The following is a 23,096-nucleotide window of genomic DNA, read 5'->3' as shown; positions in this document are numbered from 1 at the left end:
CAGACTGTCTCTGGCATAACCGGCTGCATCCGGTCATACTGGGGCATCTCCAGATAGAGACCGACTCCGTAGGTCCCAGATGCACTGTCATCTGGGACCTCTTTTTTGAGAACCCTATTCGAGCGTGGCGGAGAAGGGTTTTTCCAGGATCGTTTCCCCGTCCCTCTCGACACTATAGACGCCTTCATAGCGCCCGGCGGGCCAACCCTGGGACGGCCGCTTGCGGCCGGCGAAGACGAAAACCTGGGCCTTGTTGGCTTCGAGCGGGTCGACGGCCTGATCGACGAGAACCTGCCCTCCAGGCGCGGTAATGCGCATGTGCTGGATGTCGTCTTTCAGAAGGCCGATGGCGCGGCCATAGGCGACAAGCACGGGCGCGCTCGTGTCGGGATCGTGCAGCATGCCACCTTCGATATCGACCATCTTCAGGTCCGCCCGGTCGCTGAAGCCGACATTGAGAATGCTGCCGGCCGTGTAGGCGAGGTTCGCCTGGACGTCGCTGGCCCAAAGCGAGGTGCCGGGGATCTGGTTCTCGCAGGCGGCCTCGCCTTCCATGGCGGCGACATCCGGCTGGTAGCTGAACGGGTCGACGATCGTCCCGTCCTTCGTCAGCTGAAGATGCACATGCGGAAATTCCGTCTGTCCCGACAGGCCCACCTGGCCGAGAACGGCGCCCGCTTCCACCTGCTCGCCCGGCCGCACCACGATGCTGCCAAGGCGCATATGGCAATACTGCGTCTGCCAGCCGTCGCCGTGATCGATGACGAGGCCATTGCCGCATTCGGAGCCTTTGACGTTCTCCACCCCGATGCGGCGCACGGACACATCATCCATCTTGTCGCGCACGCGCAGCACTTTGCCGGGGGCCGCTGCCAGCACGTTGACCCCCTCGCGCATCGCCTCAAGCGTCGGAATGCGAAAATCCGTTCCCTTATGGCCGTCATAGGTGAGGCTGCCGCAATGATAATCATGCGCGCCCGAGGTGCCGTCGCGGTCGACGTAATGCTGGATGAAGCAATCCGTCCCAGGCGTGCAGGCGAGAGGCAGTTCGAGTTCGAAGGCGGCCGCCGATGCCGTGAGCGGCGCAAGCAGGACGAGTGCGAGCGCCGGAGCGCGGAGCCGCCCCACTGCGGTCAGAGCGGGCATCGCACGACTTGATGAGGCGATGGAGAGATGGCCATGCCACGCGCGCATGGGCGTTCCTTTCCTGATGAGACGGCCCGAAGAAAGGTCGCAAATGCGACCGCTTCGTGACTGGGGCAGCGGCAAGACGCGCTTTCGAGCGCGATCTTAGGAGTTCCAGGCGGGAAAGCCTGTCACCGTGACCCGCCGATGCTGTGGCTGGTGCTCATGACCCGCTCGACCATCCCTGGGTCGTACTCCTCGCCGAGGAAGGCGCACAATTCGGCGAAGTAGGAATGATCGCGGCACACGGCGTCATAGTCGAAGGAGAAGGAATGTTCGGGGTGGTCCCGGGCATAATCTCCCATGCGCGTTCGCATGACCGAGATCGCCCGCTCCGCATCGCCCGGCTCGTAATCCGGCCACCAGCCGCTCTTCAGAGTGTCCTCGACATTGCGGAAATTGAAAACGAAGGCGGCACCGGGGAAAGCTCGCCGGAGAAACCGGAGATAGGGCACGAAGTCCCCGTCGCTCAGTGTCCTTCTGTCGTAGCGAATTTCCTTGAAACCGCAGCATCTTGCGCCGACCGAAGGTCTCAGAACAGAGCGAAAGAAGGCGTCCGCGCAACCGGCCACGAACATGTCGGGCTCGATGAGCTCGGCGCCATACCACGGGCTCCCTGGCGTGGTCGCCTCGTTTCCCCATTCAGAGCGCGTGTGCCGCAATCGTCTTTGCGTGCGGAAGAGTGGGACGAGGGCGGCGTTGTTCTCGCCGCGGATGTGATAGCCCGGCAGTGCGTTCAGCAATCCCTGCAGCAAGGTCGAGCCGGAGCGGCCATAGGTGACGATGAAAAGGAATGGAAAGCGCGCGAGCTTCGTTTGCCGGAGATAGTCTTCAAGCGAGTGCAATCGTGGCTCCTGGTCTTGCGGGGATCGACGCGCCGGAGCCTCTCGGCGCGCCCCGTGTTGAAGAATGCTGCCAGCGGGTGAGAACCTTTTGAAACACGCCCTGCCGACGCCGCCCGCCTAGAATGCGTCTTCGTGCGTACTGCGTTCAAGTCGCGCGCCTCACACGCTCTGCATGTCCTCCTCGGACAGGCCGAGGAATCGGCGCCTCGAGCGGCGCCGCGCATTGTCGTAAAGCTTCCTGTCGAAACGTACGAAGCCTTCATAAAAGGTCCGGATCTTGCCGTCCTGCAGGTCGACCGTTTCAGATAGCATCGCCTCATTGGTGCGCGGAATTGGCCCGAGCCCGGGGATTTTCCTGGTGAGCTTTTTATGTGCGGCCGCCATGTCCTCAAGGACGAAAAAGAAGTCGAAATGTTTCAGATGCCCCATGGAAAAGCGGTTCTGCTCCTCACCGATGCGTCCGCCGATGGAGCGCGTCATGTAGCGGGTCTGCGTGTTGTCGAAGAGGGAGATGGCGGTCGGCGAGGCGAGGATCGGTTCGAGCCTGGCGACGTCGTTGAGATCGGTTTCCCAAAGGTCGAGCGACAGTTCGGCGATGTTTTCCGGAATGAGATGACGGCGGGCTTCGCCGTCGGGCCGCCCATAGGCCTTCACCCATTTGAGATGCGAGAGGAGCTGCTTGAGCGGCTCGCGGAAGATCGTGATGGTGAAGACGTCGGGCCGCATCACGAGGTCGCGCACTCTCGAAAAGGGGAAATGCCCGGACGCGTAGAAAGGTTGGCCGTCGCTGACGACGGAATAGAAGAGCTCTCGCTGGCTCTCCATGTGCTCGAAATGCCGTCCGTCGGGGACGGCTTTCTGGAAGGCGAGGTTGAAGGCCGAACCTGCCGTTTTCGGAATATGCAGGAAGAAAATCTTGTCGATATTCTTACTTTTCCTGCTCGTCACGATGCTGCGTGAGAGCGGAAGAGCGTTCTTCAGGTCCTGGAGCTTGCGCATCGGCTCAATCAACTGCGAAGTGAGAAATCTTCGTGCTCCCGGCTCAAATTGGGAGAATAGAAGGGGTCGCATGCCAACAGGCGTTGCCATTTTTTCTGCATGTAGAGCGATTCTTCGAAAAATCGGGCCTGTTTCTCGGAATTGTCCTCATGGCCGCGTGAAATGCTTTCTAGGTGGTACATCTCCGCATAGGGCGTGAAGATGTTCGCAAAGCCGAGCTTTTGGACGGCAAGGCAGAAATCGACATCGTTGAAGGCGACGGCGAGATGCTCTTCGTCGAGGCCGCCCACAGCCTCATAGGCTTCCTTGCGCACGATAAGGCAGGCCGCCGTCACCGCCGAAACGTTCTGCAGGATCTTGAGCCGCCCGAAATAGCCGGGCTCCTCGCGCGGGAAGTATTTGTGGGAATGGCCGGCAACGCCGCCAATGCCGAGGATCACGCCGGCATGCTGGATCGTATCGTCGGCATAGTAGAGTTTGGCGCCGACGCACCCGATATCCGGCTGAACCGCCCAGGACACCATTTCCGTGAGCCAATCGGGCGAGATCACTTCGATGTCGTTGTTGACGAGGCCTAAAATGGCACCGTTCGCTTGGGCGGCGGCGAAATTGTTGATTGCCGCGTAGTTGAACGGCTTGTCGTAGGAGATGACGCGGACTTTCGGATCCGCGCGCAGCTCCTCGAAATAGCGATGCGTCTCCGGTTCGACGGAGCCGTTGTCGACGATGAGGATCTCGTAAGCGTCGTAGGTGGTCTTGGTGAGGATCGATTCGATACAGCCACGCAGAAGTTTTGCGTGATCGCGCGTCGGGATGATGAGGCTGACGAGAGGGCGGGGCTCCGGCACTGAGAGCTTCAGCCGGTAGAAGGGTACGCCCGGCGCCGGCTCGACCTTCGCCGGCAGTCCGGTGCGTGTGACATGATCCTCAAGGGCGCGCTGGCCGGCAAGATAGGCATAGTTCTTCTCCCCGCCGGCCATGGCCGTCGAGCCCTCCACCGCGCGCCAGTGATAAAGCACTTTGGGGATATGTCGGATTTTCCCGGGCTCGACGATCTCGGCGATGCGCAGATTGAGGTCGTAATCCTGACTGCCCTCGAAACCCACGCGCCATCCACCGACGCGACGGATATTTTCCGCCCGATGCACGGTCAGATGGTTGAAATAATTCTGTGAGCGCAGAAGCTCGCGCGAATAGTCCGGCTTGAAATAGGGCTCGTAGCGCAGCCCGTCCGAGCCGAGTTTGTCCTCGTCGGAATAGACGATCTCAGCGTCCGGATGGCGCCCGATTTCGACGGCGACTTCGCCGAGCGCGTTTTCCCGCAGGACATCGTCATGGTCGAGGAGGGCGATCCAGTCGCCCGTTGCGACGACGAAAGCGGAATTGGTGGCGGCCGAGATGTGCCCGTTGATCTCTCGTCGAACGACCTTGATGCGGGGATCGTGCTCCGCCCATGCCTCGAGGCGGCGACCGATCTCCGGATCCGACGAGGCGTCGTCGGCAATGCACAATTCCCAGTTCGGATAGACCTGTTCCACGACAGAGCGGATGGCGGCATCGAGAAGATCGGCCGGAGGGTTGTAGACCGGCATCAAAACGCTGATGACGGGGCGCCTTTCGAGCGCCTTGATCTGCGTCTCGAGCCTCTTGCGATCGCGCTCCGGCTGGTAATCGTAGCGCTTGATCCAATCGGGATAGCTGCCGCCACCGGGGCTCAGCCGCGACGGTGTGCGCACGCCCACGAAATGCGGGCGGCGCAGATAATGCCAGTATTGCCGAAACCGACGCACAAGACGCATCGGATCTCGCCAGAGAATCTGGAGTGCGTGGCCGGCAAAGAAGAGAAGCGTTTCCGCCCGGTTGCGGCGCTTGATGCGGAGGCGGCCGATCTCGAATTTGCCGGCGCCGTCCGCGGGGTAGAGGCAAAGCTCGTTTGCCGGCTCGGGCAGATAGAAATCGGCAGAGAAGCGGTTTCGCCGCCGGTCGCTTTTGAGGCTCACCCGATAAGTGGCGAGAAAACCCTTGCCCGTGTCGATGACGATCTGCGGTGTGACGACGGAATTGCCCGAGATTTCAAAGGCGCAATGATACCAGCCGGGCTCGAGCGGACGGACCGGCCGAAAGCGGATCTGCGGGTCGTCGGAGGTCGCAGTGTAGGCGCCGTCAGCGCCCGAAACGTTCACATATTCGCACGCCGCACAATCCTGTCGAAGGTCAACAGCGCGCACTTTTTCGGTTCCTCGCTTTGATCATCTTGCGCCGGTCCGGTCTCATGCCGGGGCGCTTGCTCGTCTCTCAGTTCGGCGAGCCATCTCGGTCGCGCAAGAGGGTGTTCACCACGCGGGCGGTGCTATCGTGCCAGGGGGGCGCCGCATGGCCGAAATCCGTGGCGAAACGGCGGCAGTCGAGGCGGGAGTTCTTGGGCCGCGCCGCCTTTGTCGGAAACTCCGCCGTCGTGATCGCCGCAACCTCCGCCGTCGGGCCGGCGAGCGTTCCGCTCACACGGAAGATTTCACGCGCGAACCCGCACCAGCTCGTCTCGCCGGTGCCGGCGAAATGATAAAGTCCGTTCGGGCGGGCGGCCCCGGTCTTCTGCCAGTGCCGGGCGATTGCAAGAACGGCGTCGGCGATGTCCTCGGCCGAGGTCGGATTGCCGATCTGGTCGTCGACGACGGAAAGCTGATCGCGGCCTTCGGCAAGCCGGAGCATCGTCTTGACGAAGTTCTTGCCGTAGGGGCTGTAGACCCAGGCGACACGCAGGATGAGATGGTTGGCATTGGCGGCGGCAACCGCCTGTTCGCCGGCAAGCTTGCTCGCGCCGTAGACGCCCTTCGGGCCCGTCGCCACCGCCTCGTCATAGGGCTCGGCGCCATCGCCCGAAAAGACGTAATCCGTCGACAGATGGATGATCGGAACACCGAGCTCGCGTGCGGCCCGCGCCACTTCGCCCGCACCTTTCTCGTTGATGAGAAAGGCCTGGTCCGGCTCGTCCTCGGCCTGGTCGACCGCGGTATAGGCGGCGGCGGAGACGACGACATCCGGCCGAGCGGCGGCGATTGCCGGCGCGATCGTCTTAGGCCGCGCCAGATCGAGCTCGGGGCGGCCGACGGCGATGATTTCGGTCGCATCGGATCGGGTGCCCGCTGCGATCAGGGCGCGTGCGACCTGCCCGTCTTTGCCGGTGACGACGATCCTCATCCGGCCTTCGCTTTCTGATGGGCATGCCCGAGACGTTCGCCCTTGTAGCGCTCGGCGCGGAGCGGGCCCCACCACCATTCGTTTTCGAGATACCAGTCGATGGTGCGAGCGATACCCGTCTCGAAACTCTCTTGGGCGCGCCAGCCGAGATCGCGCTCGATCTTCGAGGGATCGATCGCATAGCGCCGGTCGTGACCCGGACGGTCGGTGACGAATGTGATGAGGTCGCGGTAGCTCTTGTTGCCGTCGCGCGGCCGCCGCTCATCGAGGAGATCGCAGATCGTCTCCACGACCGAAAGGTTGGTGCGTTCCGCGCGTCCGCCGATATTGTAGCTCTCGCCGATCTCGCCCTTGCCGACGACGAGGGCGAGCGCCCGCGCATGGTCCTCCACGTAGAGCCAGTCGCGCACATTGGCGCCCTGGCCGTAGACCGGCAGCTCCTTCTCGTCGAGAGCGTTCAGGATGACGAGGGGGATGAGTTTTTCCGGGAAGTGATAGGGCCCGTAATTGTTGGAGCAGTTGGAGAGAACGACCGGCAGGCCGTAGGTTTCGTGCCAGGCGCGCACGAAATGGTCGGACGCCGCCTTCGAGGCCGAATAGGGCGAAGACGGCGCGTAGGGCGTCTCCTCGGTGAAGATGCCGCTGTCGAAAGGCAGGTCGCCGAAGACCTCGTCGGTCGAGACGTGATGGAAACGGAATTTTTCCTGTGCCTCCGACGAAAGCTCTCGCCAATAGGCGAGCGTCGCGTTGAGAAGCCGGAAGGTGCCGACGACATTGGTTTCCACGAAGGCTGCCGGGCCGTCGATGGAACGGTCGACATGGCTTTCGGCGGCGAGGTGCATGACGGAGTCGATGCGCTCCGCCTTCATGACGTCGAGGAGCGCCGTGTCGTCGCAGATATCGGCCTGAACGAAAACGTGGTTGGGCGCATTCTCGATCGCGCGCAGAGACTGCCTGTTGCCGGCATAGGTGAGCTTGTCGACGTTGACGACGCGCTCCACGCCCTCCTGCACGAGGTGGCGGCAGACCGCAGAGCCGATAAAGCCCGCCCCGCCCGTCACGAGTATTCTCATCTCTTGGCCTCCGGCCCGATTAATCGAAGATATCCGCTTCGGCGAGGAGGGGCGCTCCTTGATCCTTCGCCGACAGCGTGAGCGCATCGCCAGATAGCGGCCAGTCGACGCCGATCTCCGGATCGTCGAAGCGCAGCGAGCGGTCGTGCTCGGGCGAATAGACGTCGGTCACCTTGTAGAGGACCTCCGTATCCGGCTCGAGCGTCAGAAATCCATGCGCGAAGCCGGCCGGGATCAGGATCTGGTTCCATTTCGCAGCGGAGACTTCGAGGCTGACCCATTGCCGGAAGGTCGGCGAAGAACGGCGGATGTCGACGGCGACATCGAGGATGCGCCCACGCGTGACGCGCACCAGCTTGTCCTGCGCCCGCGGCGGCAATTGATAATGCAGCCCGCGCAGAACCCCCACCGCCTTCGAATAGGAATGGTTGTCCTGCACGAAGGTGAGCGGGATGCCCGCTTCCGCGAAGCGGTCGGCATTGTAGGTCTCGGAAAAGAAGCCGCGATCGTCGCCGAACTTCTTCGGGACGATTTCGACGACGCCTTCGAGGCCGAGAGGCCTGACCTCGATCATTGGCTGCGCTCCTGAATGCGGCGCATCAAATATTGCGCGTAATGGGTTTTGCCGAGCTTCTCGGCCCGGGCGGTGACGGCCGCCGCATCGAGATAGCCGAGCTCGAAGGCGATCTCTTCCGGGCACATCACCATGGTTCCCTGCCGGTGTTCGATGGTGCGCACGAAAGCGGCGGCTTCGTGGAGGCTGTCATGCGTGCCGGTGTCGAGCCAGGCATAGCCGCGTCCAAGCCGCGAGACTTCGAGATCGCCACGTTCGAGATAGGCCCGGTTGACGTCCGTGATTTCGAGTTCGCCACGGGCGGATGGCTTCACGTCGGCCGCGATGTCGACGACGTCGTTGTCGTAGAAATAAAGCCCGGTCACCGCCCAGGAGGATTTCGGCTTTGCCGGCTTTTCCTCGATCGACTGCGCCATGCCGGTTTCACGGTCGAAGGAGACGACGCCGTACCGCTCCGGATCGTCGACGTGATAGGCGAAGACGGTGGCGCCCGTGTCCTTGCTGGCCGCGTTCTTGAGAAGGCCCGAAAGGCCCGCGCCATAAAAGATGTTGTCGCCGAGGATGAGGGCGGCAGGCTCGTTGCCGACGAAATTGCGCCCGATGATGAAGGCTTCGGCGAGGCCGTTCGGATGCGCCTGTTCGGCATAAGACAAGGACACGCCGAAAGCGCTGCCGTCGCCCAGGCATTCCTGGAACATCGGCAGATCGCGCGGTGTGGTGATGATCAGGATGTCGCGAATGCCCGCCAGCATGAGCACGCCGAGCGGGTAATAGATCATCGGCTTGTCATAGATCGGCAGCAATTGCTTGGAGACGGAAATGGTGAGCGGATAAAGCCGCGTGCCGCTGCCGCCCGCCAGAATGATCCCCCGCATGGCTATACCTCAGCTGAAAAGTCCACAGGCGTCTAGGATAGGTAGGCCGCGCGTGCAAGCGCACGCCAGCCTTGCTTCAGGGCGCGCCGAGGCGCCCTGGCAAAGAAAGACGCTGGAGAGAAGCTCTTAGGCGATCGCGATCTTCGGGTCGAGGGGACCGCGCTTGGATTGTGTGGCGACGACGCCCCTTTGGGGGGCGCCGGCCGATCCTGACGGCTTCCCGATTGCTCGGTTCATCCGGCGAGCTGGGGGAAAAGTCCGACGAGGCCGATGATGATCAGGTAGATGGCGATCACGTAATTCAGGATCTGCGGAAAGACGAGAATGAGAATGCCGGCGATGAGAGCGACCGCCGGTTGGATGAGGACGATGTCCATGGGTGAGGTCTCCTGGATAGGGGCGGGGCGATGGGGGCTGTCCGCGGTCCGCCCTCGTGACTGTCGCAAAACGTCGAAGACCGAAGAGCGTTGCTCACGCTTTGAGCGAAAGAGCGAAGTTTATGCGGGGCATATCGAACGAATATCACCGCGATGGACAATCTCTCGACAAATCGCCATGACAAGCATCTGAGACAGCGTTCAGCTCGATGGTCCGCTGAACGGAGTCGTGGGCCGGTCATGAACATCCGTGTCCGGCGGTTGCCAAATCTTGGAGGTGCCTCGATGAACATGCTGGCCGAGCCTTTGCAGAAATTCGCCACCAATTCGCTGGAGAGCCATTGGCTGCCGTTTACGGCAAGCCGCGATTTCAAGGCCGAGCCGCGCCTCGTGGTGAAAAGCGAGGGCATGTATCTGTGGGACCACAAGGGCGGCAAAATCATCGACGGGTCTTCGGCGCTGTTCAACGTGGCGGCGGGCCATGGCCGCAAGGAGATCATCGAGGCGGTCCACGCCCAGATGCTGCAGAACGATTACTCGCCGCATTTCCAGCTTGGGCATCCGGGCTCTTTCGCCCTGTCCGCCAAGCTCTCGCAGATCCTTCCTGAACCGTTCAATCACATCTTCTTCGTGAATTCCGGTTCGGAGGCGATCGATACGGCGCTGAAGATCGTCATGGCCTATCACCGTGCCCGCGGTGAGGGGCAGCGTCTGCGCTTCGTGTCGCGCGAGCGGGCCTATCACGGCGTCAATATCGGCGGCGTCTCGCTCTCGGGCCTGATGAAGAACCGCGAGGCTTTTCCGGGCGTGATCCCGAATGTGGTGGCGATGCGCCATACCTGGGATTCAGAAAACACCTTCGTGCGGGGGCAGGCGGAAACAGGCGCCGAGCTCGCCGACGATCTGCAGCGCTTCTGTGACATGTACGGCGCGTCGACCATCGCGGCGGTTTTCGTGGAGCCGGTCGCAGGTTCCACCGGCACGCTCGTGCCGCCGAAGGACTATCTGGAACGCCTGCGCGAGATCTGCGATGCGAACGGCATCCTGCTCGTCTTCGACGAAGTGATCACCGGTTTCGGCCGCCTCGGTGCGCCTTTTGCCGCTCAGGCCTTTGGCGTCACGCCTGACATCATGACGATGGCGAAGGCGATCACCAATGGCACCATTCCAATGGGCGCCGTCGCTGCGCGTGACGAGATCTACGAGACGATCACCAATTCCGCACCGGAGAACGCCATCGAGTTCTTCCATGGCTACACCTATTCCGCCCATCCGGTGGCGTGCGCCGCGGGGCTGGCGACACTCGACATCTACGAGCGCGAAGGGTTGTTTGATCGGGCGGCCGATCTGTCGGGCTACTTCCTCGACGCCATCTACTCGCTGAAGGACATTCCCGCCGTTCGCGACATCCGCGGCTATGGAATGATGGCGGGCGTGGAAGCCTGGCCGGAGGATGGCAAGCCGGGTGTCCGTGGCAACAGGCTGCAGAAAGAACTTTTCTGGAAAGGCCTGCACGTAAAGTTCACCGGCGATACCGCGATCGTCGCGCCGGCGCTGATCGCCGAAAAAAGCCATGTCGACGAGATGGTTGACATTCTGCGCCAGACGCTGAGTGTGCTTTAGGGCTGCCGCTAAAAAGGGCGAGTGGCCAAAAAAAGCGGCCACTCGCCGCAGGAAAGTGCCCGCTCTTTGATCCAGATCACGGGTGTGTCAATCTGATGGACGTATCGTCAGTGTCAGGCCTGCTTGACGGTTGCGCGGCGAAGCGCCGCTAGCCAAGCAAGGTTCGGGCTGATTATTGTTCGAGCGGCATCGACCGGGGAACGCTATGTTCGATTATCATTCTCATTTCGAAGCCGCCATCGCGGCCCTGCGCAACGAGCGGCGTTACCGCGTCTTTGCCGATCTGGAGCGGCAAGTCGGGCGGTTCCCGCGAGCCATCTGGCGACGCGACGGCCAGGCGGAGGAAGTCACCATCTGGTGTTCGAACGACTACCTGGCGATGGGCCACCATCCCAAGGTCGTCGAAGCGATGCGCCATGCGGCGCTGACGATGGGCGCGGGCGCGGGCGGCACGCGAAACATTTCCGGCACCAACCGGCCGCTGGTCGAGCTCGAAGCCGAGCTCTGCGATCTCCATCACAAGGAATCGGCGCTGGTCTTTACGTCGGGCTTCGTTTCCAACGAGGCGGCGATCTCGACGATCGCCCGGCTCCTGCCGGACTGCCTCATCCTCTCCGATCAGCTCAACCACGCGTCGATGATTGAAGGCGTCAAGCACGCCGGCACCCAGAAGCAGATCTGGCGCCACAACGATCTTGCGCATCTGGAAGAGCTTCTGAAGGTGGCAGGTAAGGATCGCGCCAAGCTGATCGTCTTTGAATCGGTATACTCGATGGATGGTGACGTCGCGCCGATCGAGAAGATCGCCGATCTCGCGGACGAGTATGGCGCGCTCACCTATATCGACGAAGTGCATGCCGTGGGCATGTACGGCGAACGCGGCGCGGGCATTTGCGAGCGCGACGGCGTCATGGACCGTATCGACATCATCGAAGGTACGCTGGCGAAGGCGTTCGGCACGCTTGGCGGCTACGTCACGGGGCCTGCCTCGATCATGGACGCGGTCCGCTCCTATGCGCCGGGCTTCATCTTCACGACGGCTTTGCCGCCGGCGATCGCTGCGGCCACTTGCGCCTCGATCCGCCATCTCAAGACGTCGCAGGAAGAGCGTGCCGGCCAGCAGCGTCAGGCCGCCCGCGCCAAGGACGTGCTGCGCAAAGCCGGTCTGCCAGTCATGCCGAGCGAAACGCACATCGTTCCCGTGCTCGTCGGCGACCCGGAAGCCTGCAAGGCGGCGAGCGACCGTCTGATGGAAAAGCACCGCATCTACATCCAGCCGATCAATTATCCGACCGTGCCGCGCGGGACTGAGCGTCTCAGGCTCACGCCGACCCCGATGCACGACGATCAGCTCATCGATCAGCTTGCCGAGGCGTTGGTGGAGACGTGGCAGGCTCTCCATCTGCCGCTCAACCGGCCCGACTCCGTCGAGACGGCGCCGGCGCGTGCCCAGATCTTCGCGGCTTCGGGCGGCTGAGTGCTGCGGCTGGCTGCAGCCTCCAACTGCAACAGATAGCGCGACGTCAGACGTCGCATCAGAACGCGGGCCGAGAGGCCCGCGTTTTCGTTTGGGATGGCTGCAAGCTTAAAGCCACGCCTCTTTTCGGATGGGTGCGCCGAGGTTCCGCGGCGGCTACGTCTTCTTCCCGCGTTCGCTGCGCCCGCGTTCCCAGGGTTCTTCGGGATCGGGAGCGGCGTGCTCCTCCTGCCGCATCAGCCAGCGCGCGAGAAGGGGGACTGCGAAGGCGAGGGCAGCGAACCGGACGACATGATGGGCGGCCACATAGGCCGGGTCCACATTCATGGTGAAGGCGAGGATGGTCAGCGCCTCGAGCGCGCCCGGCGCAAAGGCCATGAAGGTCTGCAACAGCGAAATATCGAGGATCACGCTCGTGATCGCCGCGCCGATCGCGGAAATCACGACAGCGATGGCGAAGGCGGCGCCTGCGGCGGTCAGGATTTTCGGCAGGAGCGGCCGATCTTCAGGCCGCAGCCTGCAGCCGGCAATGGCACCGATGCCGATGAGGCTCGGAATGAGGATGAAGGCGGGGATCGCCGTCTCGACCACGCCGGAGACGCACAGCACGGCTGCCGCGAGGAGGCCGCCGAGCATCTGCCCGCCCGGGATGCGCAGCTTGTAGAGAAGAAATCCGCAAACGGCCCCGGCGGCGAAGAGCAGAAAAAGCTCGCCCCAATCGACGGAGGCGACGCCGCGGGCGCCGACCGCACTCGGATGAACGCCAGCCAGGAAGGCGGCAAGCGGCAGCGCCTCGAGCAGGATGATGAGCCGAAGGCTCTGAGCGATGGCGACGCGTCGAAGATCGGCAGAGGTCATCTCGGCAGCTGCCAGCACGAAGGAAAGCGCCCCCGGCAGAGCTGCGAAAAGCGCGCTGTGGCGGTCCCATCGGAACATGCGCACCAGGAGAAGGTAGCTTCCGACGGTGACCAGGATCACAGTGATCGCAAGGGCGAAAAAGCTGACCGGCCAGCTCGACACCTCGTTGAGCGTTGCCGGCGTCACCCCCGTTCCGGAAATCACGCCGAGAACGAGGAAAATGATGTTGCGCAACCCGCTCGGGATCTCCGTGTGGAAGCCGCCGAGACTGGATGCCGCAACGAAGAGCATGCCTCCGGAAATCCACGCGGCGGGTAGGCCGATCAGCGCAAACAAAGCTCCACCTGCCGTCGAAAGGGCAAGCGTGGCCGCGACCCGAACGAGGGTTTCGCGAAGAGGAAGGGCGAAGTCGCCGGCCTGGCCACTCACCTCGCGAGCCAGTTTGCGAGCCGCCGCCCGGCTTCGGCCATGTCCTCGGGCTTGCGCGCAAAGCAAAGCCGCATGAAAGCCTCGCCCGCCGCTCCGAAGGCGGTGCCGGGCGCCACGCCGACATTTGCCTCGTCAACGAGACGCAAGCCGAGCTTTCCCGTCTCCTCTTCGCCTTTGATCGAGAAGAAGAGATAGAAGGCGCCGTCGGGCCAGGTGAAGCGCGTGCGCGGCGAGGTTTGCAGCGCCTCGCAAATTACCTTTCGGCTTTGGCGGGCGCGTTCCACCTGCTCGGCAATGAAGGGTTCGCCTTCTTCCACGGCAACTGTCGCTGCGCGCTGCATGAACACGGCGACGCCGGAAGTCGAATACTGAATGAGGTTCTCAAGCACCCGGCCGAGCGCCGGTGGCGCCCCGATCCAGCCGACGCGCCACCCCGTCATCGCCCAGTTCTTCGAGAAAGTGTTGACGAAAAGAATCGGGTCGTCGTCCCGCGCAATGTCGTAGAAAGACGGCGCGCGATCACCCGCGAAGAAGAAGCGGTTATAGACTTCGTCGGCGATGATCCAGAGCTTGCGCCTGCGGGCGAAATCGAGAATCGCCTGCAATTCCTCCCGCGTTGCGGTCCAACCGGTCGGGTTCGACGGGGAATTGAGGAAGATCGCTTTCGTCTTCTCACCCGTCGCGGCAAGAAGCTCGTCGATATCGAGACGCCAGCCGGCATTGTCGGTGAAATGCATCGGCACATGCACGGCCGTCGCACCGGCAAGGCCGGTGGCCGCCGCGCAATTCGGCCAGGCCGGTGTCGGGATCACCACCTCGTCGCCGGTCCCGGCAACCGCTGCAATCGCGATCTGGATCGCCTGCATTCCGGAGCCCGTCACGAAGAAACGCTCGGCTGAAAAATCGCGCCCGTAAAGACGCTGATGGTAGCGCGCGAGCGCTTCCCGCAGAGGCGGGATGCCGCGCTGCCACGTATAGAAGGTCTCGCCAGCGGCGAGCGAGCGCGCTGCCGCCTCGCAGATGAAATCCGGTGTCGGAAGGTCGCCTTCCCCGGCCCACAGCGGGATCATACCCGGCCTTTCGCGGCCGTAATTCATCACCTCCACGATGCCGGAATCAGGCGTGGCGAGCGCCTCCTGGCGAAGCGTGGAAAGAAGTTGCGTTCCGGGTTCGGAGAGATCGGAGGGAAGGGCGCTCATGCGCAATTTGTAGCGCCCGTTCACCGAGCCCGTCTAGCGCCTTGATGGGCTCAAATGGTGGGATTCCCGTCTTTCGCTGCGGGAGTGCGCGCCTGCAGCGCATCGCGGATTTCGCGAAGCAGCCGGATGTCTTCTGGCACTTCGGGAGCCGCCGCTGGCTTTTCCTCACGCTTGCGCATCAGCCGGTTCACGGCCTTGACCAGCAGGAAGACGGCAAATGCGACGATCAGGAATTTGACGAGCGCATTGATGAAAAGACCGATGTTCCACGTGACGGCGCCGGCCTGCTTCGCCTGCGTGATGGTGTTGAAGGTGCCGTCACCCTTCAGCACGACGAAGAACTGGGAGAAATCCACGCCGCCCAGAAGAACGCCGATCGGCGGCATCAGGATGTCATCGACGAGAGACGACACGATCGCCCCGAAGGCCGCACCGATGATGATGCCCACCGCCATGTCGAGGACATTGCCTTTGAGGGCGAACTCACGGAATTCCTTCAGCATTATAAGTCCTTCGAGGTCGTTCTGGGAGCTGCCGCCATGCTTCGCAATCCAGGCTCATGCTGCCGCGGCCTGGCCGACAAGGCGTGTGTACGGGTCCTGGCGCCCACCACAAGAGGAGCCGCGGTCGCGAGCGTCGTGAGGGGACATGCCGGGGTTTGTCCGGCGGCAGGCGTCACCGTCCGCGAGCGAAACTCTGGCGCTGTTGGATCTGGGCGCTCGCCTGCTCGAAATTCGTCACCGCGTCGCCGACCGAAATCACCTTCTCGCAGATTGGCGAGCAGGACAGGGTCTGACGGTTGGATCCATAGAAGACGGTCGTGAGCTGCCGGTCGTTCGACACCACCTGCAAAATGGCGTTCGCGACCTCGTGTCCATCTTGATCAAGCGCGATCAAGTTGGTCGTGCCGGCCGCCTTACCCGTGAGGACGAGGGTTTGTTCATCCTCCACCGTTGCATCCGCGATCCCCGGATTGCCGATCACGATCGTCGACACCGGTTTGTCGAGCTTCATCACCTTGGCGAAATCGATGGTCAGCGCGATCGTGTCCGCACGCGCGGGAAGGCTCGTGGCGACGAGAAGGAAAAGGGGCAGCAGCCCTGCCAGGATGCGAGCGGCAGCGGCTCGATTCGTCCTGGTGCGCATGCCTTGCATGAGATCGTCCTTACCAAATTCATCAGCACAATACGTAAGAAGGGTGAACGAAGTGCAAATAACTTCGTGCAAAGCCTCTCAGTCATTCGGCGTCATGAGGGAAGTGCGAAAAATTGTTTGGAAAACGGGGAGTCTCATAAGTGTATGAGTTTCTGAGATAAATTCCTTCAATAGCGGCCGTTGTCACCCTTTTCCGTATCTTAAAGAGATCTCGGTGCATGCTTCGCGCAAGCTTCGTCGTGCAGCATCCCCCCGGCTCTCTGGATGATTGGATTAAGATTGCCGCAAACAATTGTTGCTAGGCATTGTCCCTAGTTCCCGGGCACCAAAGACCGCAACGGCGGGCGTTCGGGGTGACGACAGAAGGAGCAGAGAGATGAAGAAGCTTGTGAACCGCTTCGTGAAGGACGAGTCCGGTGCGACCGCCATCGAATATGGCCTGATCGCCGCGCTGATTTCGGTCGTGATCATTGCTGTGATGAGCACGCTCGGCACCGGCCTGAAGGGTGCATTCAGCTCGATCGCGAGCACGCTCGGCACAGCTGGCTGAGACATAAAGGCCTGCTATTGGCGTATCGCACGCAGGGTTCATGCAACGGAGGGCCATCGCCCTCCGTTTCTCCTTTTCGGGACTGCACCAGTGTGAGCATCGGCCGGCGCCTGGGGCGCATTGGAGAATGGCGTGTCCGCAATCGCTCTCCTGAAATACGCCGTTCTGTTTCTCTTCCCGCTGCTGATGACCTATGCGGGAATCATGGATCTTTTGACGTTCAAGATTCGCAACGTCCTGGTCCTATTTCTCCTCATTTTGTGGCTGATTGCTGCGCCGCTTGCAGGATTGACGCTGCATGAAATGGGGCTGAGCCTCGCTGTCGGGCTCGCCACCTTTTGCGTGACCTTCGCGTTTTTTGCCGCCGGATGGATCGGTGGCGGTGATGCCAAACTTGCCAGTGTAGCCGCCTTGTGGTTCGGCTGGGCCGATGTCCTCCCGTATTTTGCCCTGGCCTCCGTGCTGGGAGGCGTGCTGACCCTCGTCGTTCTACAACTGCGAATGGGCCGCATCCCCTTCCCCAATTATTGGCCTGATTGTCTCAGCCGTTTCCGCGATGGAGAGAGCGGCGTGCCCTATGGCGTGGCTTTTGCTGCCGCAGCCCTGATTCTGTTTCATCAGACCGATTGGCTCCCTCGGCTCACATGATCATCAAGGCCAATTCAATCTCTGAATCAGGCTTGATCGAGCGGTGCAATTGTAGATTGCGTCCCAGAAAGGGACAGATGGCCCGGCGCATTAACCATACCTTGACCATTCCCGAAGAAACTCCGGCTTGAGCGCCCTTAGGCGTGAATTGCGTCAGCCGAGGTTCTCCACGCGATGGCCCCAATCCGATTGATCGTCTTGGTCGTTGCCCTCCTTGCCGGAGGTGCAGCCGCCTATCTGGCGCTCAACCTCGACAGTGGGCCCGTGAACGAGCCCACCGCCACGCCGCCTCCACAGGTCGCAATGCGCGACATCCTGGTCGCCTCCGCCGATCTCCCGCAGGGCACCACGCTCAGCGGCTCGAACATGCGTTGGCAGCCCTGGCCCGAAGACAGCATCAATCCGGCCTTCATCGAGAAGACGGCGCGGCCGGATGCGATCGAAAAGCTCTCTGGTGTCGTCGTGCGCAATCAGTTTTTGGACGGAGAACCGATCCGTGATGGCAAGCTCGCCACCGCCGATTCGGGCTTCATGTCGGCGATCCTGCCGGAGGGGCAGCGCGCCGTTGCCGTTCGCGTGTCGGCCGAAAGCGCGGCCGGCGGTTTCGTCCTTCCCAATGACCGCGTCGATATTCTTCTGACGTCCTCCGAGGAAGGCGGCGAATCCCGCAGCCAGATCACCCGTACGATCCTGAGAAATATTCGCGTTCTGGCCATCGATCAGACCGTGCAGGAGCGTGAGGGCGAGCCGGTCGTCATCGGGAAGACGGCGACGCTGGAAGTGACTCCACGCGAAGCCGAAGTTGTGACGGCGGCGGAAGGCAGCGGAACCTTGTCGCTCGCCCTTCGGAGCATGGCGGACGCCGACAGCACGGATACGGCCGTCGACCGCAACCGCTCGAGCACGGTCAAGGTGATCCGCTTCGGCGATGAGCAGCTGGTGAAGACCCAATGAATGCCTGTCGCATCCCCAGAAGGAGAGTGAAGATGGTTGGGCATGCGCGCATATGGGCGCTGGCCGTGCTGACTTTCGTTGCGCTTTCCTTGCCCTTGGCAGGGATAAGCAAGGCCGCATCCGACTTTCCTCGCACCGTCACGCTGAGCGCGACCGGTGCCTCACAGAATCAGCCCCTACGCCTCGGCGTCAACAAATCCATGGTCGTGGAGCTTCCCCGGGCAGCAGGGGACGTCCTCGTCTCGAATCCCGAGATCGCAGATGCGGTGTTGCGCACCTCCACCAGGCTCTATCTGATCGGCGTCAAAACCGGCCAGGCGAATGTCTTTCTCTTCGATGCGGCCGGACGGCAGATCGCCAGCCTCGATCTTTATGTCGAAACCGATCTGACGCCCCTGAATCGGCTTCTCCGCACGGCCATTCCAGACGCCCAGATCAATGCCGAAGTGATCAATGGCTCGATCGTTCTGACGGGCTATGTCCCGTCCTCCAGCGCGTCTCAGAAGGCCGAACAGATCGCCAGAAGCCTGATCCAGTCGTCCAGTGGCGGCGGCATGAGCGCCGGCTCCATCACCATCAATACGGGCGGCAGCGGCGGCTCCTCCGACGACGGCCCCGGCATCATCAACCTTCTCAAGATCACCGGTCAGGAGCAGGTCAATCTCCGCGTTACGATTGCGGAGGTGAATCGCGAGATCGTCAAACAGCTCGGCATCAACACTCAGGCCGTTCTGCAGGATGGCAATCTCGGCTTCGGCGCCATCAGCAATGGTGCGGTCAGTGGGGTGAGCAGCCTTTCGCCGTTCAATTTTCCAATCAACACCAACACCGATCCCGCCTCGGGTGGCTTTGCCTGGAACAACAACGGCAACAGGCTCTCGGCGAGCATCAAGGCCCTGGAAGAGGCGAGCATGTTGCGCAACCTCGCGGAGCCCAACCTGACGGCTGTCTCCGGCGAGACGGCGAACTTTCTGGTGGGTGGCGAATTTCCGGTGCCGGTTGCGGTCGACGAAGACGGCAACATTTCGGTGGCGTTCAAGCAGTTCGGCGTCAATCTCGCTTTCACGCCCGTCGTTCTCGATGGCGGCCGCATCAGCCTCAAGGTGCGCACCGAAGTGAGCGACCTCGCGACCGAAGGCTCCTTTTCGACGGCCGCCGGCATCACCATCCCCGGAATTACCGTGCGTCGCGCCGAGACGACCGTCGAGCTTCCTTCGGGCGGGGCTTTCGCCATTGCAGGCCTCATCCAGGATGAAACCCGCCGCGCAGTTTCCGGTCTGCCGGGGCTGCAGCACTTGCCGATTCTCGGGGCGCTGTTTTCCTCCAAGGATTTCCTGCGCTCCCAAACGGAGCTCGTCGTCATCATCACGCCCTACGTCGTCAAACCGGTGTCGCCGCAGAAACTCGCCCGCCCCGACGACAATATGGCGATGGCCAATGATGCCGAGGCTTATTTTCTCGGCAGTCTGGTCAAGCGCTATGGCGCCCAGGGAGACCGCCCGACGGGTGTTTACGCCGGTCAGGTCGGATTTTCGTTCGACTGATCGGATAAGGGGAACGACTTCATGCAATCCTTCGCATGTCATCGCCGGAAGAGTGGAGCGAAAGCAGCGTTCGTGCTCGTCCTCTCTGCTTGGCTCCTGGCCGGTTGCCAGTCACGAAATCTTGACCAGGCCGGACTCGAGCGGCAGGATTATCGCCTGAGACATCCCATTATGGTTTCGGAGGAGGCCGAGACGCTGGACATCCCGATCGGGATGCGCGGCGGGCATTTGTCGCCTGAGATCAAGGATGCGATTTACGATTACGCTCTTGGCTACCGTGACACAGGCATCGGTTCGGTGACCGTTCAGGTGCCGAGCGGCTCCGGCAACGACATTGCCGCCGCGGCGGCCTCGCGTGCCATCCGCGCAGCCGTCTTGGAAGCTGGGGTGGAGCCGGAACTCGTGCGCGTTGCGCCCTATCGCAGCAATGCAAGCCGCGCGGCCCCAGTGCGTCTGTCCTATTTGAAGGTCAAGGCGGTGACGCCGAAATGCGGCGTCTGGCCGGACGACGTGACCGCCACGGCGGACAATCGCGAATACTACAATTTTGGCTGCGCTTCGCAGCACAATCTCGCCGCGATGGTGGCCAATCCTGCTGATCTGCTGCAGCCGCGCCAGATGTCTCCGGCGAATGCGACACGGCGCGCGAAGGTTCTTCAGGACTATGCTTCGGGTTCCGAAACCAAGTCCGGCATAACCCTGATCAGCAGCGACTTGGGAGATTGATGGCCCAATGAGCAGCAATGATTACGACGACCCCTTTGCGGAGGACGTGTCCGAGCCGGAGACGACGGAGAAGGCCGATATCAAGCCGGTTCCGCGCGTCACCATCCAGGCGTTTTGCGACACGCCGGAAGTCGCCGCGACGTTCGATATGGCCTGCTCCGACCGGCGCATGGCGCGCGCGCATTGCAAGGTGCATACCGGCGGTCTTGGTGCAGCCTGCGAATTCTATCGCTCCGCGCCGACCCCCAATCTGATCGTGGTCGAAAGCCGCCTGGAGAAGGAAGATCTTCTGGCGCGCCTCGATGAGCTGGCGGAAGTCTGCGACGCCGGCACGAAGGTTCTCGTTATCGGCCATTCCAACGATGTGGCAACCTATCGGGAATTGATCAGGCGCGGCGTCAGCGAATATCTCGTCGCGCCGATCGACGTCATGGCCGTGATCCGTGCCATCGCCGATATCTATGGCGACGAAGGGAGCGCGAAGCTCGGACAGGTCTTCGCCTTCATCGGCGCCAAAGGCGGCGTGGGGTCTTCGACGATCGCCCACAATCTCGCCTCGACTATGGCGTCCGTCTTCGCCTCAGACGTCATCCTTGCCGATCTCGACCTCGCATTCGGGACAGCAGGCCTCGATTTTAACGAGGATCCGCCGCAAGGCATGGCGGATGCCGTCTTCGGCTCCGACCGGCTCGACGAGGTCCTGCTCGACCGCCTTCTGACCAAGTGCCAGGAGCATCTGAGCCTGCTCGCTGCCCCGGCGACGCTCGACAAGACCTACGATTTCGACGAAGAGGCCTTCGACCACGTCCTCGACCTCGTGCAGTCGAACGTGCCGACGGTCGTTCTCGACCTGCCGCACCTTTGGACAGCCTGGGCGCGCAAGACGCTGCTGGCGGCCGATGAAATCGTCATCACCGCGACGCCCGATCTCGCCAATCTGCGCAACACCAAAAACCTGGTCGATTTCCTCAAGCAGGCGAGGCCCAACGATGCGCCTCCGCGGCTCGTCCTGAACAAGGTCGGCGTGCCGCGTCAGCCGGAAATCAAGGCAGATGACTTTGCCGCCGCGCTGCAATTGCCGACGAGTGCCGTGATCCCCTTCGATCCGCTTCTCTTCGGCACGGCCGCCAACAACGGTCAGATGATTGCCGAAGCGTCGGCGAAATCCAATATCAATGAGATCTTCACGGACCTGGCGCAGGTTGTCACCGGCCGTAAGGAGACCAAGCACGGACGCAAAACCAGCCTCCTCTTGGGGCCTTTGCTCGAAAAGCTGAAGTCGAAGCCCAAATCGAAGCGGGCCGCCTAAACCAAGGAAGAGTGTATGTTCGGCAAGCGCAGCGTCACCGAGCTGGAACAGGCGCAACGACCGAAGCCCGCGGCCGAGGCGCCGAAGAAACCAGCTGTCTCGGAGAGCGCGGTGAGGCCGGCGGCTCCGGCCACCCCCAGCCTGACACCGCCGCCTGCGCCGACGAAGTCCGCGAAAATCGCTGCGCGGCCGCGCAAGTCGGAGGAATATTACCGCGTCAAGACGCAGATCTTCGGGGCGCTGATCGACACGATCGACCTGTCGCAGCTCGCCAAGATGGATGCCGAGCAGGCGCGTGAAGAAATCCGCGATATCGTCAACGACATCATCACGGTGAAGAACCTGGTGATGTCGATCTCCGAGCAGGAGGAGCTGCTTGAAGATATCTGCAACGATGTTCTCGGCTATGGGCCGCTCGAGCCGCTGCTGGCGCGCGACGACATTGCCGACATCATGGTCAACGGGTTCGAGCAGGTCTTCATCGAAGTCTTGGGCAAGGTCGAGGAGACGGACATCCGTTTCCGCGACAACGCGCAGCTTCTGAATATCTGCCAGCGCATCGTCAGCCAGGTCGGCCGCCGGGTCGACGAATCGAGCCCGATCTGCGACGCGCGCCTGCCCGATGGATCGCGCGTCAACGTCATCGCCCCGCCATTGTCGATCGACGGGCCCGCCCTCACCATTCGAAAGTTCAAGAAGGACAAGCTCACCCTCGATCAGCTTGTCCGCTTCGGCACGATCACGCCGGAAGGCGCGACCATTCTGCAGATCATCGGTCGGGTTCGCTGCAACGTCCTGGTGTCCGGCGGCACCGGTTCGGGCAAGACCACGCTGTTGAACTGCCTGACCCGCTATATCGATCACGACGAGCGTATCGTCACCTGCGAGGACGCGGCCGAACTGCAATTGCAGCAGCCGCATGTCGTGCGTTTGGAGACCCGTCCGCCGAACCTCGAAGGCGAGGGCGAGGTGACGATGCGTGATCTCGTGAAGAACTGCCTGCGTATGCGCCCGGAACGCATCATCGTCGGCGAAGTGCGCGGACCGGAAGCCTTCGACCTCCTGCAGGCCATGAACACGGGCCATGACGGCTCGATGGGCACCCTGCACGCCAACTCGCCGCGTGAGGCGCTGAGCCGTATTGAATCGATGATCACCATGGGCGGCTACGCGCTGCCCTCGCGCACCATCCGCGAAATGATGGTCTCCTCGATCGACGTCATCGTCCAGGCCGCGCGTCTGCGCGACGGTTCGCGCCGCATCACCCACATCACCGAGGTGCTCGGGATGGAAGGCGACGTCATCATCACGCAGGATCTCTTCGTCTACGACATCGTTGGCGAAGACAAGGATGGCCGCGTTCTCGGCCGCCATCGCTCGACCGGCATCGGCCGCCCCGCCTTCTGGGACCGGGCGCGCTATTTCAACGAAGAACAGCGCCTTGCCGCGGCTCTCGATGCTGCCGAGGCAGACGAGCCGATGCGCGCATGAGCGGAGC

General features: G+C 62.2%; 22 protein-coding genes. 9 read left to right on the top strand and 13 right to left on the bottom strand.

Annotated elements, in window-relative coordinates; all coding sequences use genetic code 11:
- Positions 1-114 precede the first annotated feature (114 nt).
- The 9 genes from L0F51_RS14240 to L0F51_RS14200 all read right to left on the bottom strand — a co-directional run bounded on the left by L0F51_RS14240 (position 115) and on the right by L0F51_RS14200 (position 9,126).
- Positions 115-1,194, bottom strand: a complete 1,080-nt coding sequence (locus tag L0F51_RS14240; RefSeq protein ID WP_234629853.1) for a M23 family metallopeptidase — start codon at positions 1,192-1,194, stop codon at positions 115-117.
- Positions 1,195-1,316: 122 nt separating this feature from the next.
- On the bottom strand, positions 1,317-2,030 hold the full coding sequence (locus L0F51_RS14235) for a sulfotransferase (RefSeq protein ID WP_234629852.1): 714 nt from the start codon (positions 2,028-2,030) through the stop codon (positions 1,317-1,319).
- A 159-nt stretch (positions 2,031-2,189) separates the two neighbouring features.
- Positions 2,190-3,029: a hypothetical protein gene (locus L0F51_RS14230; RefSeq protein ID WP_234629851.1), complete on the bottom strand. Its 840-nt coding sequence runs from the start codon at positions 3,027-3,029 to the stop codon at positions 2,190-2,192.
- An 8-nt stretch (positions 3,030-3,037) separates the two neighbouring features.
- Complete coding sequence (locus L0F51_RS14225) at positions 3,038-5,257, bottom strand: glycosyltransferase family 2 protein (RefSeq protein ID WP_234629850.1); 2,220 nt, start codon at positions 5,255-5,257, stop codon at positions 3,038-3,040.
- Between the two features lie 67 nt (positions 5,258-5,324).
- Complete coding sequence (gene rfbD, locus L0F51_RS14220; protein ID WP_234629849.1) at positions 5,325-6,227, bottom strand: dTDP-4-dehydrorhamnose reductase; 903 nt, start codon at positions 6,225-6,227, stop codon at positions 5,325-5,327.
- A complete protein-coding gene (gene rfbB / locus L0F51_RS14215; RefSeq protein WP_234629848.1) occupies positions 6,224-7,300 on the bottom strand; it encodes a dTDP-glucose 4,6-dehydratase in 1,077 nt (358 codons plus the stop codon). Before rfbB ends, rfbD begins: the two co-directional genes overlap by 4 nt.
- A 19-nt stretch (positions 7,301-7,319) precedes the next feature.
- On the bottom strand, positions 7,320-7,874 hold the full coding sequence (gene rfbC / locus L0F51_RS14210; protein WP_234629847.1) for a dTDP-4-dehydrorhamnose 3,5-epimerase: 555 nt from the start codon (positions 7,872-7,874) through the stop codon (positions 7,320-7,322).
- Positions 7,871-8,749, bottom strand: coding sequence for a glucose-1-phosphate thymidylyltransferase RfbA (gene rfbA, locus L0F51_RS14205; protein ID WP_234629846.1), 879 nt, complete (start codon positions 8,747-8,749; stop codon positions 7,871-7,873). The genes rfbC and rfbA overlap by 4 nt, the downstream gene beginning before the upstream one ends.
- Before the next feature lie 233 nt (positions 8,750-8,982).
- Positions 8,983-9,126 carry a DUF3096 domain-containing protein gene (locus L0F51_RS14200; RefSeq protein WP_234629845.1) on the bottom strand — a complete coding sequence of 48 codons (144 nt, stop codon included), beginning with the start codon at positions 9,124-9,126 and terminating at the stop codon, positions 8,983-8,985.
- 285 nt (positions 9,127-9,411) lie between these two features.
- Here L0F51_RS14200 and L0F51_RS14195 point away from each other — a divergent pair, with 285 nt between their 5' ends.
- Entirely contained in the window at positions 9,412-10,749 is a 1,338-nt protein-coding gene (locus tag L0F51_RS14195) for an aspartate aminotransferase family protein (RefSeq protein WP_234629844.1), read from the top strand.
- Positions 10,750-10,954: 205 nt separating this feature from the next.
- Positions 10,955-12,226: a 5-aminolevulinate synthase gene (hemA, locus tag L0F51_RS14190; protein ID WP_234629843.1), complete on the top strand. Its 1,272-nt coding sequence runs from the start codon at positions 10,955-10,957 to the stop codon at positions 12,224-12,226.
- A gap of 156 nt (positions 12,227-12,382) precedes the next feature.
- Here the strand turns inward: hemA and L0F51_RS14185 are convergent, their stop codons facing one another.
- The 4 genes from L0F51_RS14185 to L0F51_RS14170 form a co-directional block, all read right to left on the bottom strand.
- Entirely contained in the window at positions 12,383-13,513 is a 1,131-nt protein-coding gene (locus L0F51_RS14185) for an AbrB family transcriptional regulator (RefSeq protein ID WP_234629842.1), read from the bottom strand.
- Positions 13,510-14,712 carry a pyridoxal phosphate-dependent aminotransferase gene (locus tag L0F51_RS14180; protein WP_234629841.1) on the bottom strand — a complete coding sequence of 401 codons (1,203 nt, stop codon included), beginning with the start codon at positions 14,710-14,712 and terminating at the stop codon, positions 13,510-13,512. The genes L0F51_RS14185 and L0F51_RS14180 overlap by 4 nt, the downstream gene beginning before the upstream one ends.
- A gap of 50 nt (positions 14,713-14,762) precedes the next feature.
- Positions 14,763-15,215 (bottom strand): large conductance mechanosensitive channel protein MscL, encoded by a 453-nt coding sequence (gene mscL, locus L0F51_RS14175; protein ID WP_234629840.1) that lies wholly within the window; start codon positions 15,213-15,215, stop codon positions 14,763-14,765.
- Positions 15,216-15,387: 172 nt separating this feature from the next.
- Positions 15,388-15,939, bottom strand: a complete 552-nt coding sequence (locus tag L0F51_RS14170) for a pilus assembly protein N-terminal domain-containing protein (protein WP_234629839.1) — start codon at positions 15,937-15,939, stop codon at positions 15,388-15,390.
- Between the two features lie 304 nt (positions 15,940-16,243).
- Here L0F51_RS14170 and L0F51_RS14165 point away from each other — a divergent pair, with 304 nt between their 5' ends.
- The 7 genes from L0F51_RS14165 to L0F51_RS14135 all read left to right on the top strand — a co-directional run bounded on the left by L0F51_RS14165 (position 16,244) and on the right by L0F51_RS14135 (position 23,089).
- Entirely contained in the window at positions 16,244-16,417 is a 174-nt protein-coding gene (locus L0F51_RS14165; protein WP_234629838.1) for a Flp family type IVb pilin, read from the top strand.
- A gap of 132 nt (positions 16,418-16,549) precedes the next feature.
- Positions 16,550-17,065, top strand: coding sequence for a prepilin peptidase (locus L0F51_RS14160; protein WP_234629837.1), 516 nt, complete (start codon positions 16,550-16,552; stop codon positions 17,063-17,065).
- Between the two features lie 174 nt (positions 17,066-17,239).
- The gene (gene cpaB, locus L0F51_RS14155; RefSeq protein ID WP_234629836.1) at positions 17,240-18,019 is read left to right on the top strand and encodes a Flp pilus assembly protein CpaB; all 780 of its coding nucleotides are present in this window, start codon (positions 17,240-17,242) and stop codon (positions 18,017-18,019) included.
- 32 nt (positions 18,020-18,051) lie between these two features.
- Complete coding sequence (locus tag L0F51_RS14150; RefSeq protein ID WP_234629835.1) at positions 18,052-19,563, top strand: type II and III secretion system protein family protein; 1,512 nt, start codon at positions 18,052-18,054, stop codon at positions 19,561-19,563.
- 21 nt (positions 19,564-19,584) lie between these two features.
- Entirely contained in the window at positions 19,585-20,289 is a 705-nt protein-coding gene (locus L0F51_RS14145) for a CpaD family pilus assembly protein (RefSeq protein WP_234629834.1), read from the top strand.
- 7 nt (positions 20,290-20,296) lie between these two features.
- Positions 20,297-21,598, top strand: coding sequence for an AAA family ATPase (locus L0F51_RS14140; protein WP_234629833.1), 1,302 nt, complete (start codon positions 20,297-20,299; stop codon positions 21,596-21,598).
- A gap of 15 nt (positions 21,599-21,613) precedes the next feature.
- Entirely contained in the window at positions 21,614-23,089 is a 1,476-nt protein-coding gene (locus L0F51_RS14135) for a CpaF family protein (RefSeq protein WP_234629832.1), read from the top strand.
- Positions 23,090-23,096: the final 7 nt, after the last annotated feature.

This window comes from Afifella sp. H1R (genome assembly GCF_021462425.1).
Classification (GTDB): domain Bacteria; phylum Pseudomonadota; class Alphaproteobacteria; order Rhizobiales; family Afifellaceae; genus Afifella; species Afifella aestuarii.
This window is presented reverse-complemented; position numbering and strand designations above follow the sequence as displayed.

Bases quoted from the DNA above. Each gene is read 5' to 3' on its own strand.
- L0F51_RS14240 (WP_234629853.1), bottom strand. From the start codon at position 1,194: ATGCGCGCGTGGCATGGCCATCTCTCCATCGCCTCATCAAGTCGTGCG.
- L0F51_RS14230 (WP_234629851.1), bottom strand. From the start codon at position 3,029: ATGCGCAAGCTCCAGGACCTGAAGAACGCTCTTCCGCTCTCACGCAGC.
- rfbD (WP_234629849.1), bottom strand. From the start codon at position 6,227: ATGAGGATCGTCGTCACCGGCAAAGACGGGCAGGTCGCACGCGCCCTG.
- rfbB (WP_234629848.1), bottom strand. From the start codon at position 7,300: ATGAGAATACTCGTGACGGGCGGGGCGGGCTTTATCGGCTCTGCGGTC.
- rfbC (WP_234629847.1), bottom strand. From the start codon at position 7,874: ATGATCGAGGTCAGGCCTCTCGGCCTCGAAGGCGTCGTCGAAATCGTC.
- rfbA (WP_234629846.1), bottom strand. From the start codon at position 8,749: ATGCGGGGGATCATTCTGGCGGGCGGCAGCGGCACGCGGCTTTATCCG.
- L0F51_RS14200 (WP_234629845.1), bottom strand. From the start codon at position 9,126: ATGGACATCGTCCTCATCCAACCGGCGGTCGCTCTCATCGCCGGCATT.
- L0F51_RS14195 (WP_234629844.1), top strand. From the start codon at position 9,412: ATGAACATGCTGGCCGAGCCTTTGCAGAAATTCGCCACCAATTCGCTG.
- hemA (WP_234629843.1), top strand. From the start codon at position 10,955: ATGTTCGATTATCATTCTCATTTCGAAGCCGCCATCGCGGCCCTGCGC.
- L0F51_RS14180 (WP_234629841.1), bottom strand. From the start codon at position 14,712: ATGAGCGCCCTTCCCTCCGATCTCTCCGAACCCGGAACGCAACTTCTT.
- mscL (WP_234629840.1), bottom strand. From the start codon at position 15,215: ATGCTGAAGGAATTCCGTGAGTTCGCCCTCAAAGGCAATGTCCTCGAC.
- L0F51_RS14165 (WP_234629838.1), top strand. From the start codon at position 16,244: ATGAAGAAGCTTGTGAACCGCTTCGTGAAGGACGAGTCCGGTGCGACC.
- cpaB (WP_234629836.1), top strand. From the start codon at position 17,240: ATGGCCCCAATCCGATTGATCGTCTTGGTCGTTGCCCTCCTTGCCGGA.
- L0F51_RS14150 (WP_234629835.1), top strand. From the start codon at position 18,052: ATGGTTGGGCATGCGCGCATATGGGCGCTGGCCGTGCTGACTTTCGTT.
- L0F51_RS14145 (WP_234629834.1), top strand. From the start codon at position 19,585: ATGCAATCCTTCGCATGTCATCGCCGGAAGAGTGGAGCGAAAGCAGCG.
- L0F51_RS14140 (WP_234629833.1), top strand. From the start codon at position 20,297: ATGAGCAGCAATGATTACGACGACCCCTTTGCGGAGGACGTGTCCGAG.
- L0F51_RS14135 (WP_234629832.1), top strand. From the start codon at position 21,614: ATGTTCGGCAAGCGCAGCGTCACCGAGCTGGAACAGGCGCAACGACCG.